The following is a 17,854-nucleotide window of genomic DNA, read 5'->3' as shown; positions in this document are numbered from 1 at the left end:
TGATATGGATTGGGTTATTAATCGATTCACAAAAACTCCTAAGCTTTAAGCAAGACAGGCATTTAACGCACCACTATTTCGCACTGTTTTTTGGCGTCGCGATGAGTGGCTTGTTATGCGATAACTCCTCAAGCTGATCATTAATTTCCTTTATTTGGTATTCATCACTTGCTGACTTTTTAACTTCATCAAGTGCTATTTTATACGCCACACTGAAGGCATTATCGCGTAACGCTTCAATGTGCGGCTTAACGCCAACTGATTCCCAATTTGTTTTTGTTATCGGATTAATTGCCTTAGCGATAGGAATACCCGCTCTAAAGCCATTTCCTAACTCATAATACTGCCAAGGATTTGCTCCCCCTTTGGTTGATTCCCCCACCAAAGTGGCCCGCTCAAGGTGCTTTAAGTTATATGCAAATTCTTCTGCTGCTGAAAATGTCTCACTGCTCGTTAATAGGTATATGGGTATCGCTAAATTGATTGAACCATTAACGCTCTCCAAGGTACGAAATTCAAGGGTGGAGTCAGTCGTGCGCCAATAAATACTATTTAAATGAGTATTCGGTTTTAAAAAATAGCTACTAATAAATTGCACCATTTCAGCACTACCGCCACCGTTTTTACGGAGATCGAATATAAGGGCATCTGTATTAGAGACAAACCCCATTACACCTTCGACTACTTTTTTTGAATCCTCAGATAATGCATCAAACCCCCAAAAATCTATATAACCTATATTACCATCGAGTATTTCGACTCGATTAAAGCCTGAGTTTTTCCGACTTAATTTGCTAAACCAAGGTTCACGCGTTGTTTTATCATTTTGGTTTTCATTTGGGTTTCGCCATTGCACAGCAAAGTGCTTATCAAATTTTTGCAATTCTGTGGTCAATAAAGACGCAAGTTGTTCTTGTGACTGGCTATTAGTAAATGCAGGGCTAGTTTTAAATGTTGCAAGAGCGCTTGAGATTTCATCTATCTTTTTTACTTCAACATATTGTTGCTCAATGCTATCTGTAAGCGCATTCAATATATTAGTTCTATCAATAGAATTGATGTCAGCATGTACCAACGGGGACAAAATAACCAAGTACGCCCCTATAATACTATCCCTAATTTTCATTTTACTTCCTCTGTTTGCATGGTTACGTAACACCCCATTTTGGGGCTATTGATCGTTAGCTAAAATAACAAGCGCTGTGAGGAAAACTGGCTGTTAAGTTCCACACTACAGTGACTTATTATGTGCCCGTTACTCATTGAAACATATTTATTGTATTACTGATAGGAACTCTTTTGTAATTGGATAACCGAACCATCAAGCTCAATACTGAGTCAATGTCACAGATTGGACAAAGCGCTGTATCAGTATAATCACTTCAAATATACGGTGTTTTTATACTCTAATATATCTAGGTAACAAAACAGGTTTATTTTACGCAGGCTCTTGGTGATATATCGCTTTGTGTGAGCATCTTTCTCTGTATTTTGTCGTTGCACAGAACAGATTTGTTGGTGATTTTTAGCTGCTCACTCTTCATTATTGTTAACCTCGTGCTCTCGCAACACAATATCACTGACGTACATAATAAAGTCACCCGCGCTTTGCGTGTCAATTGATTGCTCACAGGGCGAACACGTCATGTTGCTCTCATCAAGGTATTCTTTTGAGACGCGCAATGTATAGCGTCCACGCTTGATTTTATCGACGATATAAAAGCCATCTTTCTCCGTGTAAGCCACTCTGACAGGTGCACTTTTTGAGTCGAGATCAACAAGCTCCAAAGCAACGTAGCCAGTATGACGGCTTGCTTGTCCCGTTTTATCTAGCAAAATTATTTCCCCTTCCGCTTCATAAAACAGCTGTAATGGGATAGCCACATCTACTCGGCCCCCTGGATGAGATTCGACTTGAATTGATGGATAAAGCGGAATCAAGAATGGATTATCGACTTGCTCCGAATTTACTTGAAATAAAGATGGGTCATACGCATCCACTCCAAACAAATGAGAACGCTCATCTATTTCTATATCTGCTGCAACACTTGATTGCGCTTCCAAGCGGACGCCTGGAATAGTTTGCTCATTGAGCTCTTCATCCCACTTACCATTATAATTTCCATCCAGAAATGCCCAATTTTTTATCGTTGCACCATTGCGATATGAACGACTATTGAGGGTTTCAAACGGCGCTTTGGCATTAAATGAAAAGGCGATATTCAAACCCACTATGAACTGCTGACTTTCTGATTTTGAAATTGAAAAACTACTAGAAAACTTCCCCCACGATTTAGATAAACGCATATAGGTAGCAGCTTTAGATTGCCTCGTGGAGTAAGAAGCTGACGCGGAAAAATTATAACCATTAATGAGTTTTGAATAACTCAACGATAGGTAGTCTTGATGTTGCTGTTGAAATTCTCTGCTCAGTGACAAGTTGACCGCTCCCCATGTACCGTTTGCAGATGTTACTAAAGTCACTCTATCGGCACTTTGACTGACAATTTTCTTATCCCAAGTCAGCAAAAAACTTTTATCTACATCACTCAATCCTAACTGAGACATCACTGATTTCTCAGTCACCCCCATACCTGATGAGTGAGCATAAACAGATTGAAAGCGTCGCTTATCATCAGTGAAGTAGTACCCTAACGTTTTGCTATTTTGTATATGGTCGTAAGCCTTGCTACGCGTTATTTGAAGGTCTAGTGAATGTGCCGAATTGACAACCCATCTGAGCTGGTTTTCATGCAACAACTCGTCAGCAAAGCCAATTTTACTCGATAGCTCAGAGCCATCCTGACTGATAAACTCATAGTCGACAAATGGAACATTGTAAGTACCTGAACTCGTTTCATGCCGTTCTACGCCCCCTCTAACAAGTTGTTCTTCATCAAACACATAGCTGCTGCCAATCATGGCAAAACGGTCATCGCGCTTGGAACGCGTTTTGTTTAACACGTACGCCCCTGCATCCATGTACACAAACTCAGGGGACCATTGCCCGACTTTTAAACCTTTCCAAGTCGGCTTTTTGATTTCTTGGCGCGTTGTTTTGCCATCAGGTGCGATGATTTTGATGAAATATGACGTTTCAGATCGCCTAAAATCCAGCTTGTCAAATTCGTAATAACCACTTTCATCTGCCACAGTAAAATCTACCAAATAGTCCCCTTGGATTAGTTCTATTTCACTGCCGGGTAGGGTATATCCATTCACATTATCTCTGAGTTTTTGGCTACGTCGCGCATCTTGTCCAATGTAAAAACCCAAACCAGATGACACCATTGGAATAAACGCCGACTGTGGTATTTTTATATCGCCAAACTCATAGCTCATCGGCGTTAATCCAACCTCAAATTTGCGCGCAAAGATGGCACGACCTTGTGGCTTTTGGTTGCTACTGGAACTTACTTGAATACTGGCTTGATGAAAGAGAAAGTCTCCCGTTGCTTGCGCATATATAGACTGTTCTAATTTATCTTTATTTTTCATCCCGAGGTTTATGTCCAGATTAGGCGGCGTGAAAATTTCGTATCTATCACTTTTAACTAATATTTCTTTTCGTCGCTCTTTAATTGCTTCAATTAAATTTTTGCGTTGCTCACGTATAATTTCCTGAGTCTTGGGATGTTTATCGTCGGTAAAGATGGAGAGCCATTGCTTGGCGTGATTAAATTCATATTCTACAGGAAAATGAGTCAGCACATTGATATTCAAGTACACATCGCCTTCATCCACAAGGAATGCCTGTGACTCTAATGTGAGTGAAACGGCTTGCCCCCAAAAGTCACCAGTTAACAAGCGTTCGCCGGTGTCTAAGCTAAGCGTACACGCTAAATGCTCATTAAAGCTTGTTAAGGCAAGATAAAATTCACTGTAATCGCGCGTCACTAACTCAAGCTCAGAGGATATAATGCGATTATCAATTTTGAAGTCAGCAAAAATATAATCTAGGTAATCTTCCGCTTCAACCACAAAGGTAGCGCTCAGCAACAGTGCGGCAAAACAAAGTCTGACTATTTTAAAAATCACGTTCGCGTTAGGAAAGGTTGGGAATGAGTTGATCAAAAGTGCTAGTGGAGTGTTCTCCACTAGCTATGTCTAATTTATTGATAAGCGGCAACAAAGTCGTAGGTAAACTGTTTTGCACCTTCAGCTTGTAGTGCAGCTTCTTTATCTGTTAGTCTGATTTGACCTAAGAAGTTAACAACCAATTCACCATCGCTATTTAGCTTGCCACTTTTAACCGATGAATCGTAAATAGAGAAGCTCAAACCATCAACTGTTTGCTCTGGTGCAGATGCGTGCCATGTAATATCTGCATGAGGTACACCTTCAAGCGTAAACAGTGCCGATTGGCCTTCTGTCGCTCTAAAACAAAGTGATTGTTCAGCCGATGTAATCACGTTTGGCTGTAAATAGTGCGCATTGCAATATGCACCATCATCTGTCGCACGGTTTACAGTCAGCGGTGGGAATTTTAACAGTTGAGTTTCACGATAACCCAGTGCAACTTCCTCAACCTGTAAATTGACATCAATTGTGTATTCCTGCGCACAAGCTAAACCTGACAAAGTAAGCAATGAAGCTGTCATGAGTAGTTTTTTCATTTTGATTCCTTTTTAATGTTTTGGTGTTTTGGTGTTATTGATATGCCACAGACACATCGTAGAAAAACTGGTAAGAATTCGTTTGTGTAGCACTTTTGTCAACCAAGGTAATAACGCCACCCGCAAAGAATGTCGCTTCCCCTTTCAAATCTAAAGTCAGTGGTTTGAGTACAGGTTGTGCACTCGAATTGGTTGAAAATCTTAACCCGTTAATGGTCTGATCAGCCGTATGGGTTACAGTCACTGTCCCATTTGGCGCACCAGAAATTTTGAATTCCCCCATGCGGCCAATTTGCCCAGGACAAAGAGACGTTTCATTAGTACCTGAATTAACAACACCATAGACTTCACACTTCGCGCCGTTTCTGGTTGCGTTATCAGCAACCAAATCGGGAAACTCCATCGATTTTCGCTCTGTGATTTCTAATGGGGTATTTTGCGCTTCAAAGTTAACATTGGTACCGAACTCTCTGGCGCTCACGTTCTTTGCGACCATAAAAGCTAAAAATACAAGTGGTATTATTTTTCTCATGCTGCTCACATCCATATTATCCAAGCACATTAAATATTTGATTGAAATTGAATCTCATTACCTTGTTCAAGGCTTTCAAATACAACCGATAAAGGCTGTTTTGACTCATCCGCAGAAATGGTGGTATTAAAAGTTCTTTGCTGTAACTCTGGGTAAATACTCACTTGATTAACACGATACAATTCTTTTCCGCTCATATCTTTCACAACTAAGTTGCCACTATATGAACCTAAGCCTTCACGTTTAAACGCCAGTGATAATGTATTTGTCTCTTTGTCTACAAAGTGCTTTTCTAGTACAACGTTGGCCTTTTCTTCATCGGGGTAATTGCGTACAAACACCGGGATCACATATTTGACGTTAGGCTGAATAAAAACGCCCGCCACTTGCTTCGCTACCTCTGATTTTATTGCCTCTATGAGTAGATGAGAGCGAAACTCACCACGCTCTTTAACCCCTTTTTTGATCAATTTGATACGTGCGAAGCTGTTTGGTGGAATATCCCGCACAACCCGCGGACCGACACGTAAATACTTTTTCGCAGAATAGGGATATTCCTCTACCGGTACTAGGTTACCCTCTTGATTCATTTCCATTTCAGTCAACAGGATCCTATAACTTTGTAACTTGTTAGATTCGTTATAAATCTTTAATTCCGCTCTGCGATCATCTTGCTCAAAAACAATACGCGATTTATTTAGCTTGAAGTTGTTTGCATTTGCGTTTGGAATAACCGCAAAAAAAAGAATAATGAAAGTAACAAAACAGGCATTTAAAACAAGTTTCACTCAATTAGCTCCATATAACTGTTTTTGAAAATTGGATAAATTCAGATGTACCATTTACAGAAAAGTATACCTGAAAGCGGTATGCCCAGTGTACCCTAATTGAACAAAAGTGCGAGTACTCTAAAGCGTAAAATTGCATCACCTTGCGCCAAATCATTATTTTTAATAAAAATTTCAATAAGATAATTTATTCTCATTATTGATTTTATAGAATCAATACCTTTTAACCCCCACTCTAATCCCACCCAAATAATGAAGCTTTTCCACATTTCAGGCACAAAAAAACCTAACATCAAACTGTTAGGGTTTTCCTAAAAAGCGTTTAGTGCTTAGGAGGTGATGTTTATGTCGGGTAGCAGCAGTGCATTACTGCACCGCCGCCCCCTAAGAACCGTACGAGCGAGTTTCCCCGCATACGGCTCAAGCCTTTATAAGCCAGTACCTGAGTACAGACCGGCGAACCGAAGCTGGAAATTACTTCTTGTCCCTTGGCGGACAAGGATCGTTACCGTAAGAGTCTTTATCTCTAATTTGACCATTTGGTCTATGGATAACTACTTCACTCTTTTGGTTAATAGCAATTTCTCGAGCAGCCTTTCTTGCATCTTCTTGAGTGCGATGAAGAGAAGTATCACGTGAGTTATTCTCTCCTCTCACAGCCCAACCTTCTGGACGTTTTACAACATGTTGATTTTTTCCCATAACAGGATCCTTTTAGCTTGTTAACTTTATAAATGGCAAACACCACATTAATAAGCGTAGTACAAGATTCAAAAAACTCAACATATAGACCAAAAACAACGCAAAGACACTATATATACGGTGTATATAAAAACATAGTGTTTATATATCCATGCAATGTAGTTGCCTATGACAATTAGGGTGCAACAATACTAAATTGCTCATTTCATCAGTTCCGCCTTTGACCCTTTCCACGATATGATGAATATTCCATCCCGTCTCTTTGGTAATTTTATGACGGCACATGACGCAGCATTGCTGCTGTCTGAGCCAAAGCGATAAGACTTTACGTTTGCCTTGCATTGATTCACGCCAAGCTCGCTCTAAGCGCTGCTCGAAGTATTCCTCAAATGCCAAGTCATAAGGATTAGCCTCTGCTTTTATCTTGGTATGTCGCTTTATCACCACATCGTTACATGAGAACAGGCGAAGCATTTTCGACTCCTCCCATTTACCGGAAAATACCCAGTTGCGTTTGCCCACTGTTTTAAAGTATTTAGACTTAACCCAGTGAAAGCGACGATTTTTATGCCGCCGTCGGCACCACTTCCAAAGCATTTTCCAAACCCGATAATCAACATAATTAAAGGTTTCTTTGGCAACTATATGTCTGTGATAGTTAGCCCAGCCCCGAAGTACAGGATTGAGCATGTATATCAGCAAACCAGCCGTCACCGTTTTGTTTCCGTTAATTAAGTCTCTGACTTTATGGAGGAACGTCCGCAGGTTCTTTCGGCTCGGCTTTATTAAAAGCTTGCCTTTGTACTTGCGTAAGTTCTGTCCCAAAAAGTCGAACCCTTCGTCAATATGGGTTATCACCGTTTTTTCCGGCGACAGCGTCAGCCTTCGTTCCGCCATGAAGGCTTCAACGAGAGGTTTTACTTCATCTTCCAGCAACTCTTGCGAGATACCAGTAATAATGAAGTCATCTGCATATCGCACATAGTTGACCTTGGTCTTGTAGCTGGCTTTAGTGTTTTTCTTCCCGAAATGGGATTCAAGCACCACTTCCAAACCATCAAGGGCCATATTGGCCAACACAGGAGAAATAATTCCCCCTTGCGGTGTCCCTGCTTCAGTCGGATTCAATTTACCGGATTCCATGTAACCGGCTTTCAGCCATTTTCCGAGTACTCGTTTATCCAATGGAATATTGGCGAGTAGCCAGTCATGACTGATGTTATCGAAGCACCCTTTAATATCCCCCTCTAACACCCATTTGGCAGAATGCTTGCGACTGAGATTCACAAAACATTGCTCAATCGCATCTGCCGTTGAGCGCATTGGACGAAAGCCATAGCTGTTTCTGTCTGCGGTGGTTTCCGACACTGGCTCTAGCGCCAGCAGGTATAACGCCTGCATGGCTCTGTCGAGCATAGTCGGTATCCCAAGCGGTCGACGCTTGCCGTTCGCTTTAGGAATATAAACTCGCCTCAACGGTTTGGGCTTATAGCCCTTACGCGTTAATCGAAATAGCGCCAGCCATTTACTCTCAGGTGTACTCCATAACTCCCCATCGACACCGGCAGTCCTTTTGCCTCGATTTTCAGTTACCCGTTTAACTGCCAATGCCTTGGCAGCAAACGAGCGCACCAACATGCGTTGCAGGGCTTTCACCTTGCGCCACTGTTGCTGCTTCGTCGCCTTCGCGAACCGTACTTGTAGCCCTCTCACCTTGCGCTCAACCGAATACCAATCAATGGTATGCCAGCTGTTTGCTTGGTGGGAGAACGCAGGTACATGGAACATACATTCCGTACTCATCTTGCTTTCCTCCATAACCACAAAATGGAGAAAAGCCAAGCCCTTACGGGGATAGCTAATCCCCGCTTGGGTTAATTTGTTAGATGGCTTTACACGCCTTCACACGATTAAAGACCAGTCTGAATTTGGCACTCTTTCGAGTTAGGGCAAAGTTAGAACCCCTATCCGAACCATTACAGTTCAGCCTTCGCTTGGTCAGACATCCTTTACCCGCTTATCCAACAGCGCTCCTTACGGATTGCCTGCCTGTGTTACTGTTACCAGCAATTAGGCGCATAATCGGGCTTACCGAGTTCCATTGCAGTTACACGAGCAACGTAGGTTCTGTCTATCTACCGGTGGTCATAAGACGGCGTAATCCCAGATGTAAAAGGATTAACCGACCACGTACCTTTTGGTCAGAGCGTATCAACAATATTTCGCTCTTTGCGGTTGACGGTATTTATCAACAGTTCACTTACGTTAACCATATTGCCCAGCCTAGCCCCCAGCCAGCTTATTGTTAGCCAACTATGCCCACTCTCACGAGTTAAGACACCGTTTACACAGGGGTACATTGTCAGGAAGCTTTGCACCATGGGGTTACCCTCATCGCACTATCCCTAGGCTACTGTTAGCCGTATAACAGGTCTCGCTACCGAAATGCCGAAGCAAAGCGGTGAGACAATAACTACAACAGCTTACGCCGGAGATCGCTCCAGCAGCAAAATTCCAATAAGTCGTGCCAGAAGTGGCAAGCAGACGGGAGTATCCTCGAAGGTTAAAATTGTCGGCAGGCTTACGCCGCCGTTCTTTTTCCCTTTCGCACAAAAGACTATGCTTCTAGATACCTACGTGTTGAGGGCAGCGCAGACATTAACACTTTGCGCCCATTTTCTTTATGCTGACCGACAATAACGATCAGGCGAACCTTCTCTTTCGAGAATGCCGTTGATCGGATTGTGCGATCCGACCAACGGATTTCGACTACTAATTTTTGCAGGTGGGTGAGCAAGTACATAAGTACTTGCTTACGGTGTAGCCTGCTAGGTTAGCGACCTACGCGACTCTCGTCGCACTACATCATGCCGCCCATACCACCCATTCCGCCCATGCCGCCCATATCAGGTGCACCAGCATCTTCTTTAGGTAGTTCAGCAACCATGGCTTCAGTTGTGATCATAAGACCCGCGACTGATGCTGCGTACTGTAGTGCAGAACGCGTTACTTTAGTTGGGTCAAGAATACCCATTTCAATCATGTCGTTGTACTCGCCATTTGCTGCGTTGTAACCATAGTTACCTTCGCCTGCTTTAACGTTGTTTACAACTACTGATGCTTCGTCACCAGCGTTTGATACGATTTGACGAAGTGGCGCTTCCATCGCACGAAGTGCTACTTTAATACCGTGGCTTTGATCTTCATTGTCGCCACGTAAATCAGCAAGCTTGCTCGCTACACGTACTAGCGCAACACCACCACCCGGTACAACACCTTCTTCAACCGCTGCACGAGTTGCATGTAGTGCATCTTCTACGCGGTCTTTTTTCTCTTTCATTTCAACTTCAGTTGCTGCGCCAACTTTGATTACTGCAACACCGCCAGCAAGTTTTGCCATGCGCTCTTGTAGCTTCTCTTTGTCGTAGTCTGAAGTTGCTTCTTCGATTTGAGCTTTGATTTGTGCAACACGGCCATCAATGCCTTCTTGCTCACCAGCACCATCAATGATGGTTGTGTCGTCTTTAGTAATAACAACACGCTTCGCTGTACCTAAGTCTTCCGCTGTCGCTTTTTCAAGCTCTAGGCCGATTTCTTCAGAGATAACCGTACCACCGGTTAGGATAGCGATGTCTTGTAGCATTGCTTTACGACGGTCACCAAAGCCCGGCGCTTTAACCGCTGCAACTTTCACGATGCCGCGCATGTTGTTTACAACTAATGTTGCCAACGCTTCGCCTTCAAGATCTTCAGCGATGATAAGTAGTGGCTTGCTGGTTTTAGCTACCGCTTCTAACGTAGGTAATAATTCACGAATGTTAGAGATTTTCTTATCAACTAATAGGATGTGTGGGTTATCTAATTCAACCGCACCTTTTTCAGCATTGTTGATGAAATAAGGTGATAAGTAACCACGGTCAAACTGCATACCTTCAACAACGTCTAGTTCGTTTTCTAGCGACTGACCTTCTTCAACAGTAATTACGCCAGACTCACGGCCTACTTTCTCCATTGCATTGGCAATGATGTCACCGATTTCGCTGTCTGAGTTCGCAGAAATAGTACCAACTTGAGCAATTGCTTTAGTGTCAGCACATGGTACTGATAGCGTTTTAAGTTCAGCTACTGCTGCTACTACCGCTTTGTCGATACCACGCTTAAGGTCCATTGGGTTCATGCCAGCTGCAACCGCTTTTAAACCTTCGTTTACGATAGATTGTGCTAGTACTGTCGCTGTCGTTGTACCGTCACCCGCTGCATCGTTTGCTTTTGATGCAACTTCTTTAACCATCTGTGCGCCCATGTTTTCAAACTTGTCTTCAAGCTCGATTTCTTTCGCTACAGATACACCGTCTTTGGTGATCACAGGTGCGCCAAATGACTTGTCTAAAACAACATTACGACCTTTAGGACCTAACGTTACGCGTACCGCGTTTGCTAAAATATTTACACCCGCTAGCATCTTTGTGCGAGCATCGTTTGCAAATAAAACTTCTTTTGCTGCCATGATTATCAATTCCTATTTAAATTTGGTTAATTTGAAAAGTGAAAAGTAGGATTAGCCTACAATGCCCAAAATGTTATCTTCACGCATGATCAGGTACTCTTGACCTTCGATCTTTTCAGTTTTTTCAACATAAGAGCCAAATAGCACGGTGTCGCCCGCTTTTACTTCTAGCGCTCTTACTTCACCATTGTCTAGCACGCGGCCATTACCTACAGCGATAACTTCACCACGAGTTGACTTTTCTGCGGCAGAGCCAGTTAATACAATACCGCCAGCAGATTTTGTTTCTTCTTCAAGACGCTTGATGATTACGCGATCATGTAAAGGACGAATGTTCATTTGTTATGTTCTCCTAACAGTTTCTGAACAACTACAGAAAAATTCTTTAAAACTAAGTTGCCATCATTTATGGGGATGCGGCTTATAAAACCCAAGTCAAAAAATAAAAATTTTTTTAATCTTTTCGCTCGTACTCACCTTCAATGGTGTTAGATGGGCGCTGGGTTGACTGCTTTGATTGTTGATCATGGTGTTCAAATGGCGGTGTCTGCTCATGTTCTGTGTAAGCATTTTGCGAGCGCTGCATAGTAGCGTGCATTTTTACCGTCATCTGTTTCATTAATGTTTTCGCCAGCATTGTGCGAATGGCTGGGGTTAGTAGCATAAATCCGAGGGCGTCAGTCACGATTCCCGGTGTCATCAATAATACGCCCGCGATGATCACACACAGCCCCGTAAATAATTCTCTGGCGGGCATCTGACCACGGGCCATTTGCCCCTGTACGTCGCTATACGCACTCAACCCTTGTGTTTTTACCAACTTTGCACCAAACATTGCGGTTAAGATCACCAAGGCGATGGTCGCAAACCCGCCGATAATGTCACTGACCTGAATAAGCAGCGCAATTTCAATGATCGGCACCACAACAAACAGTACAAATAAAATCCGAAACATACTTTCTCCTAATTTAATGAAACTTAAATATGGGTGACTCGGTCTCATTTCAAGCACAAACGACCCCACATTGCTAAGTTAGGTATTTTTGCTTTCATCTATAGACACTTGGGATAGATGATAGTTTGAGCTACTATGGCGAAAGTTCATATTTTTGTTAAAGGAATAGAGCATGGCTCCCCATTACAAGTTGGTTTTGACGACCTGTGAAAACCAAGATGACGCTCGCCAGCTAGCCAAACAGCTGATCACCCAGAAACTGGCTGCCTGTGTGAATATTTTGCCCGCCGTAGAATCGGTGTATATGTGGCAAAACGAGGTTGTGCAACAAACGGAAACTAAATTATTTATAAAAACCAAATCAGACAAAATAAGTAAGGTGATACAAACCATCAAAGAGTTACACAGCTATGAAGTACCTGAAATTCAGGTATTAGATGTAACCGCTGGCAACCTTGCTTACTTTCACTGGATGGACGAGGTATTGAATTAATGCGCGCGCTGTTATTTGTTTTCTCGCTTATATGGCTGTTACCAGCACAGGCCAATAATGATGTTTTGAATAGCTTACTAGCTCCACAGCAAGACACCTTCTTGCCCGTCGATAAAGCTTTTAAATTTGATTTTAACCAGCAGGGCAATATTTTATTCACTGGATGGGATATAGCACCAGGCTATTACTTATATAAAAAGAAAGTAGAGATCATCGCCAAAAACGCGGATATCAGCGTGGGCGAGTATGCCGACGGTGTCGAGATTGAAGATGAGTTTTTTGGTAGGACTCAAGTATACTTTGATTCATTTTCAGTGGTATCAAAACTCAGTAATATTGGTGATGATGCGGTGGTAAAAATCCGCTATCAAGGTTGTGCTGAGGCTGGGCTCTGTTACCCTCCTGAAGTGATCACCGTTCCCTTGTCGCCACTGGCGATAGTACAAGATAGTGGAAAACCTGCTGCTCATGCTCAAGCAACGAAAACCGATACAAATAAAGAAGCAACGTCTTCCGATGAAGACCTCTCTTTTACAGAGCGCCTCGCAAACCAAAGTTTAATGGCGAATTTAGCTATCTTCTTTATGGTAGGCGTTGGTCTAGCATTTACGCCTTGTGTCTTTCCTATGTTCCCCATTTTATCTAGCCTCATAGCAGGGCAAAAAGGGCTATCTACCAAGCGTGCGTTCTCATTGTCATTTGTTTATGTACAAGGGATGGCGGTAACCTACGCACTACTTGGACTTGTGGTAGCAGCCTTAGGTGGACAGGTACAAGGCTATATTCAGCACCCTGCTGTACTCATTAGTTTTAGTTTGTTGTTTGTATTATTGGCTATGGCGATGTTTGGCTGGTACGAAATTAAGTTACCCAGCGGCATAATGAGTCGACTTACAGCTATCAGTAATCAACAAAAAGGGGGCAATTATCTAGGCGTGTTCTCTATGGGCGTGCTTTCAGGTTTAATTGCTTCGCCATGTACCACCGCCCCACTTTCGGCTGCGCTGCTTTATGTTGCACAAAGTGGTGACTATTTTATTGGCGGTATTACGCTGTACGCTCTGAGCTTAGGAATGGGTTTACCCTTACTGCTGCTGGGCACATCCGGCGGCAAGTTATTACCAAAAGCGGGCGCGTGGATGGAACAAGTAAAAACGTTATTTGGCTTCATCATGCTGGTGGTTCCGTTGATACTGCTAGAACGTATTGTCGACTTTGATATTATCCTGTGGCTCGCCAGTGGCCTGATGCTTGCGACAGCTCTATATTTACATCATTGGCAAAGCCAACAAACTAGCGGATTGCTAAAAACCGCGCTGTGGGGTATCGCTTCACTACTATTAGTCAGTGCATTGCTGGTGAGTAAACACCTCATTTGGCCAAGCAAAACAATTAATGTGACACAAGCCACCCAAGGCGAGAAAAAGTTTCAATTAGTCGCAGATCTAGATGCCTTAAGAGAGGCCATTGATCAGGCCAACGACAATGGTCAAATCGCCATTGTCGACTTGTATGCTGACTGGTGTGTGGCTTGTAAAGAGTTTGAGAAATACACATTCTTTGAACCAGAGGTGCAACAACAATTCAAACACTTTTCATTATTGAAACTAGATTTAACGCAGAATGATGATAAAAGCGTTGAAATTATGAAAGAGTTTAACGTTTTTGGATTACCGACCATGTTGTTCTTTGACGCTCAAGGCAATGAACTACCAAACCTACGAGTAACAGGCTTTATGGGCCCTGAGCCATTTGCAAAGCACTTAGAAAAGGTGCGTGTTGCCGTACAGTAACCTTCCTATACTACTCGCTGGTCATGTTTGACCAGCGACTCCCCTTCTGATTAGACCAGTATTTTGCTGCTATTTACCGCGAAATATCTATAATACACAGCTAAAGTGAGAAAAAGTTGCTATTTTGGTCTGAACAGCTTAAGTTATTTATTAATTAATATAAAAAATCACGTTAATTTCAATTTAAGGGGTTTTCACGGATTATGACTGCAAAGTTCAAGATTTTAGTCTTAAATGGGCCAAACCTTAATATGCTTGGTCACCGTGAGCCACAGACTTATGGCACGCTCACACTTGATGAGCTAATGACCAGAGTAGATGAACACGCTCAACAACTTGGCGTAACTCTCTCTCATTTGCAAAGTAACAGTGAGGCTGAACTGATCAGCACCATACATGATGCATGGCAAAAAATTGATGCCATTATCATCAACCCCGCGGCATTTACACACACCAGTGTAGCGCTGCGAGACGCTTTATTAAGTGTCAACATACCTTTTTATGAAGTGCATATCAGCAATGTGTATGCACGTGAGCCTTTTCGCCATAAGTCGTATTTTTCCGACGTGGCGCAAGGGGTGATATGTGGATTAGGCGCAATTGGCTATGAAGCTGCTCTAACAGCAGCGGTGAGCAAATTGCACAACAGAAATAACGCAAATTAACTAACAGGCGGGTCATTATGGATATTCGCAAGATCAAGAAACTTATCGAATTAGTAGAAGAATCAGGTATTGCTGAATTAGAAATCACTGAAGGTGAAGAGTCAGTACGTATCAACCGTTACAGCAACGCACCCGTTATGGCGCAGCCACAACAGTTTGCTGCTGCACCTGCACCAGTAGCAGCGCCTGCTCCTGCTGCGGCACCGGCTGACGCAACACCAGCAGCGCCTGCTGCACCAACTGGTCATCAAGTACTATCACCAATGGTAGGTACTTTCTACGCAGCGGCTTCTCCTGAAGCACCAGCTTATGTTGAAGTAGGTTCAAATGTGAAAGAAGGCGACACGCTATGTATCGTTGAAGCCATGAAGATGATGAACCAAATTGTCGCCGACAAATCAGGTGTAGTTAAAGCGATTCTTGTTGAAAACGGTGAGCCTGTAGAGTTCGACCAGCCACTATTCATTATCGAATAATCACGCAATAAGAAGGCAAACGCTATGTTAGATAAAGTAGTCATTGCGAACCGAGGTGAAATCGCACTTCGCGTATTGCGTGCCTGCAAGGAGCTTGGGATCAAAACGGTGGCAGTACACTCAACCGCTGACCGCGATCTTAAGCACGTGCTTCTTGCGGATGAAACCATTTGTATCGGTAAACCGGCTGCATCAGAAAGCTATCTGGATATTCCTCGCATTATTGCAGCAGCAGAAGTCACTGATGCGGTAGCTATTCACCCAGGTTACGGATTCTTATCAGAAAATGCTGATTTTGCTGATCAAGTTGAGCAAAGTGGCTTTGTATTTATTGGCCCTCGCGGTGATACCATCCGTTTGATGGGTGACAAAGTATCAGCCATTGAAGCAATGCGTAAAGCAGGTGTACCTTGTGTACCAGGCTCAGACGGTCCATTGACCGACGACAAAGAACGCAATGCACAAATCGCCAAGCGCATCGGTTATCCGGTGATCATCAAGGCCGCAGGCGGCGGCGGTGGCCGTGGTATGCGCGTGGTAAGAAGCGACGCTGAGCTGCATAACTCGATCGCACTAACGCAACAAGAAGCTAAGCAGTTCTTTGGCAATGGCATGGTTTACATGGAAAAATTCCTAGAAAACCCTCGTCACATCGAAGTACAAGTACTTGCTGATGGCCAAGGTAATGCAATTCATTTAGGTGAGCGCGACTGTTCAATGCAACGCCGCCACCAGAAAGTTGTTGAAGAAGCGCCAGCACCAGGTATTACCGCAGAAATGCGTAAGTTCATTGGTGACCGCTGTACTCGCGCATGTATCGAAATCGGCTACCGTGGTGCCGGTACTTTTGAGTTCCTATATGAAAATGGTGAGTTCTACTTCATTGAAATGAACACCCGTATTCAGGTTGAACACCCAGTTACAGAAATGGTAACCGGCGTAGATTTGATCAAAGAGCAGCTTAAAATTGCCGCAGGCCAACCATTATCTATCACGCAAGATGATGTGGTGATCCGAGGTCATGCTATCGAGTGCCGTATCAATGCTGAAGACCCTGATACTTTTATTCCATCACCGGGTAAGATCACACGCTTCCACCCTGCTGGCGGTTTAGGTATTCGTTGGGACAGCCACATTTACGCTGACTACACAGTACCGCCTTACTACGACTCAATGATTGGCAAGCTGATCACCTATGGTGAAAATCGCGATGTGGCTATTGCCCGTGCGCGTAACGCTCTCAATGAGTTGGTAATTGATGGCATAAAAACCAATACACCGCTACATAAGAAAATCTTAGCGGATGAAAACTTCCAAAGTGGCGGAACAAATATCCACTACTTAGAAAAGAAACTAGGTTTATAAGCACTAATGACTTTAAAAGCCGACGCATGTCGGCTTTTTCTTTTGTATTTAAACTAGAGACAATCTAAATTGCTCTAAATTTAATCATTTGATTTGCCAATAGTTAAATTTATGGCTTTTGCTAGTGACAAGGCTTTTAAAAGTTTTTATACTGCAACCCGCTTACCAACATTGGTAAGTCTATTTACCTGCTCTCCCTAGCAGGCACAAAAATGGCCCCTTAGCTCAGTTGGTTAGAGCACACGACTCATAATCGTTAGGTCCCCAGTTCAAGTCTGGGAGGGGCCACCATTTTTACAAACTTCCCAAGTAAACACTTACATACATTACCCTGTACTATCTCTGTACTACTTTTCACTGTAAATCAATTATCAAAAATAGTCTTGCTCACTTCCCTGTTAGTGCGCCACGTCGTACGCATTTAGTGGGCAAAGAATAAGAGCTTGATTACAAGGTACGTATGCTTATTAGCTGCGAGCATGGACATGAGCGGTTTAGCATGACTGATTCATACTTATTTCAATGACACCCGAAAGCCAACTCATAAAACCACACAAAAGTATATATAGATACTGTTTTAAGTGTTTTATTGACAAAGATGAGCTCGCTTAATAACATAAAACACATAGAACTTATTTATGTATATGTTATAGGTGTTTTATGACTCCATTTGAAGCAGCACGATTAATACCTCAGTTAATTACAAAACGTGAAGATGATGAAAATAAGCAGATCACGCGATTTCAGCTTTCCAACAAAAGTTTGTCCGCTTTATGCGAAAGAAAAGTTATTACAAGCACCTATATGGAGTCTCTTGCTTCCGAAATTTTGGAACAAGGCTGGTGTTGTTTTCAGGTTACAAGCTCTAGCTATGGATTTCTAAAGTTGACCACGGCACAAAATTTCAGAAGGTTCAACAGTGACAAGTTACGCGATTATATTTGAGACATAGGAGGGGTTCA

The 17,854-nt window shown here is 42.9% G+C and carries 17 protein-coding genes and 1 tRNA gene; 7 read left to right on the top strand and 11 right to left on the bottom strand.

Annotated elements, in window-relative coordinates; all coding sequences use genetic code 11:
- Positions 1–73 precede the first annotated feature (73 nt).
- The 11 genes from C2M32_RS01525 to C2M32_RS01470 all read right to left on the bottom strand — a co-directional run bounded on the left by C2M32_RS01525 (position 74) and on the right by C2M32_RS01470 (position 12,100).
- A complete protein-coding gene (locus C2M32_RS01525) occupies positions 74–1,126 on the bottom strand; it encodes a S41 family peptidase (RefSeq protein ID WP_105166772.1) in 1,053 nt (350 codons plus the stop codon).
- Positions 1,127–1,533: 407 nt separating this feature from the next.
- Entirely contained in the window at positions 1,534–4,098 is a 2,565-nt protein-coding gene (locus tag C2M32_RS01520; protein ID WP_105166771.1) for a hypothetical protein, read from the bottom strand.
- A gap of 14 nt (positions 4,099–4,112) precedes the next feature.
- Positions 4,113–4,616, bottom strand: coding sequence for a hypothetical protein (locus C2M32_RS01515; RefSeq protein ID WP_105166770.1), 504 nt, complete (start codon positions 4,614–4,616; stop codon positions 4,113–4,115).
- A gap of 34 nt (positions 4,617–4,650) precedes the next feature.
- Positions 4,651–5,148: a hypothetical protein gene (locus C2M32_RS01510; RefSeq protein WP_158678073.1), complete on the bottom strand. Its 498-nt coding sequence runs from the start codon at positions 5,146–5,148 to the stop codon at positions 4,651–4,653.
- A gap of 29 nt (positions 5,149–5,177) precedes the next feature.
- Positions 5,178–5,936, bottom strand: a complete 759-nt coding sequence (locus C2M32_RS01505) for a hypothetical protein (protein WP_105166768.1) — start codon at positions 5,934–5,936, stop codon at positions 5,178–5,180.
- Positions 5,937–6,031: 95 nt separating this feature from the next.
- Positions 6,032–6,214, bottom strand: a complete 183-nt coding sequence (locus tag C2M32_RS01500) for a hypothetical protein (RefSeq protein ID WP_158678072.1) — start codon at positions 6,212–6,214, stop codon at positions 6,032–6,034.
- A gap of 196 nt (positions 6,215–6,410) precedes the next feature.
- A complete protein-coding gene (locus C2M32_RS01495; protein ID WP_105166766.1) occupies positions 6,411–6,638 on the bottom strand; it encodes a DUF2188 domain-containing protein in 228 nt (75 codons plus the stop codon).
- A gap of 141 nt (positions 6,639–6,779) precedes the next feature.
- The gene (gene ltrA / locus C2M32_RS01490; RefSeq protein ID WP_105166765.1) at positions 6,780–8,441 is read right to left on the bottom strand and encodes a group II intron reverse transcriptase/maturase; all 1,662 of its coding nucleotides are present in this window, start codon (positions 8,439–8,441) and stop codon (positions 6,780–6,782) included.
- A 1,057-nt stretch (positions 8,442–9,498) separates the two neighbouring features.
- Positions 9,499–11,145 carry a chaperonin GroEL gene (gene groL, locus C2M32_RS01480; protein WP_105166763.1) on the bottom strand — a complete coding sequence of 549 codons (1,647 nt, stop codon included), beginning with the start codon at positions 11,143–11,145 and terminating at the stop codon, positions 9,499–9,501.
- A 51-nt stretch (positions 11,146–11,196) separates the two neighbouring features.
- The gene (locus tag C2M32_RS01475; RefSeq protein WP_070986334.1) at positions 11,197–11,484 is read right to left on the bottom strand and encodes a co-chaperone GroES; all 288 of its coding nucleotides are present in this window, start codon (positions 11,482–11,484) and stop codon (positions 11,197–11,199) included.
- Between the two features lie 115 nt (positions 11,485–11,599).
- Entirely contained in the window at positions 11,600–12,100 is a 501-nt protein-coding gene (locus C2M32_RS01470) for an FxsA family protein (RefSeq protein ID WP_105166762.1), read from the bottom strand.
- Between the two features lie 172 nt (positions 12,101–12,272).
- Here C2M32_RS01470 and cutA point away from each other — a divergent pair, with 172 nt between their 5' ends.
- The 7 genes from cutA (at position 12,273) to C2M32_RS01435 (ending at position 17,837) form a co-directional block, all read left to right on the top strand.
- On the top strand, positions 12,273–12,593 hold the full coding sequence (gene cutA, locus C2M32_RS01465) for a divalent-cation tolerance protein CutA (protein WP_105166761.1): 321 nt from the start codon (positions 12,273–12,275) through the stop codon (positions 12,591–12,593).
- Positions 12,593–14,386, top strand: coding sequence for a protein-disulfide reductase DsbD (locus tag C2M32_RS01460; RefSeq protein ID WP_105166760.1), 1,794 nt, complete (start codon positions 12,593–12,595; stop codon positions 14,384–14,386). Before cutA ends, C2M32_RS01460 begins: the two co-directional genes overlap by 1 nt.
- A gap of 203 nt (positions 14,387–14,589) precedes the next feature.
- A complete protein-coding gene (gene aroQ / locus C2M32_RS01455; protein ID WP_105166759.1) occupies positions 14,590–15,051 on the top strand; it encodes a type II 3-dehydroquinate dehydratase in 462 nt (153 codons plus the stop codon).
- Between the two features lie 17 nt (positions 15,052–15,068).
- Positions 15,069–15,527: an acetyl-CoA carboxylase biotin carboxyl carrier protein gene (gene accB / locus C2M32_RS01450; RefSeq protein ID WP_105166758.1), complete on the top strand. Its 459-nt coding sequence runs from the start codon at positions 15,069–15,071 to the stop codon at positions 15,525–15,527.
- Between the two features lie 24 nt (positions 15,528–15,551).
- Positions 15,552–16,892: an acetyl-CoA carboxylase biotin carboxylase subunit gene (gene accC, locus C2M32_RS01445; protein ID WP_105166757.1), complete on the top strand. Its 1,341-nt coding sequence runs from the start codon at positions 15,552–15,554 to the stop codon at positions 16,890–16,892.
- A 214-nt stretch (positions 16,893–17,106) separates the two neighbouring features.
- Positions 17,107–17,183: transfer RNA gene (locus C2M32_RS01440), tRNA-Ile, on the top strand.
- 369 nt (positions 17,184–17,552) lie between these two features.
- The gene (locus tag C2M32_RS01435) at positions 17,553–17,837 is read left to right on the top strand and encodes a hypothetical protein (RefSeq protein ID WP_105166756.1); all 285 of its coding nucleotides are present in this window, start codon (positions 17,553–17,555) and stop codon (positions 17,835–17,837) included.
- Positions 17,838–17,854 lie beyond the last annotated feature (17 nt).

The sequence above is a fragment of the Pseudoalteromonas sp. T1lg23B genome (assembly GCF_002964665.1).
Lineage (GTDB): Bacteria > Pseudomonadota > Gammaproteobacteria > Enterobacterales > Alteromonadaceae > Pseudoalteromonas.
The sequence above is the reverse complement of the archived record's forward strand: the minus strand, read 5'-3'. Positions and strand labels throughout refer to the sequence as shown.

Coding starts and splice junctions, on each gene's coding strand:
- C2M32_RS01525 (WP_105166772.1), bottom strand. CDS start 1,126: ATGAAAATTAGGGATAGTATTATAGGGGCGTACTTGGTTATTTTGTCC.
- C2M32_RS01515 (WP_105166770.1), bottom strand. CDS start 4,616: ATGAAAAAACTACTCATGACAGCTTCATTGCTTACTTTGTCAGGTTTA.
- C2M32_RS01510 (WP_158678073.1), bottom strand. CDS start 5,148: ATGAGAAAAATAATACCACTTGTATTTTTAGCTTTTATGGTCGCAAAG.
- C2M32_RS01495 (WP_105166766.1), bottom strand. CDS start 6,638: ATGGGAAAAAATCAACATGTTGTAAAACGTCCAGAAGGTTGGGCTGTG.
- ltrA (WP_105166765.1), bottom strand. CDS start 8,441: ATGAGTACGGAATGTATGTTCCATGTACCTGCGTTCTCCCACCAAGCA.
- groL (WP_105166763.1), bottom strand. CDS start 11,145: ATGGCAGCAAAAGAAGTTTTATTTGCAAACGATGCTCGCACAAAGATG.
- C2M32_RS01475 (WP_070986334.1), bottom strand. CDS start 11,484: ATGAACATTCGTCCTTTACATGATCGCGTAATCATCAAGCGTCTTGAA.
- C2M32_RS01470 (WP_105166762.1), bottom strand. CDS start 12,100: ATGTTTCGGATTTTATTTGTACTGTTTGTTGTGGTGCCGATCATTGAA.
- cutA (WP_105166761.1), top strand. CDS start 12,273: ATGGCTCCCCATTACAAGTTGGTTTTGACGACCTGTGAAAACCAAGAT.
- C2M32_RS01460 (WP_105166760.1), top strand. CDS start 12,593: ATGCGCGCGCTGTTATTTGTTTTCTCGCTTATATGGCTGTTACCAGCA.
- aroQ (WP_105166759.1), top strand. CDS start 14,590: ATGACTGCAAAGTTCAAGATTTTAGTCTTAAATGGGCCAAACCTTAAT.
- accB (WP_105166758.1), top strand. CDS start 15,069: ATGGATATTCGCAAGATCAAGAAACTTATCGAATTAGTAGAAGAATCA.
- accC (WP_105166757.1), top strand. CDS start 15,552: ATGTTAGATAAAGTAGTCATTGCGAACCGAGGTGAAATCGCACTTCGC.
- C2M32_RS01435 (WP_105166756.1), top strand. CDS start 17,553: ATGACTCCATTTGAAGCAGCACGATTAATACCTCAGTTAATTACAAAA.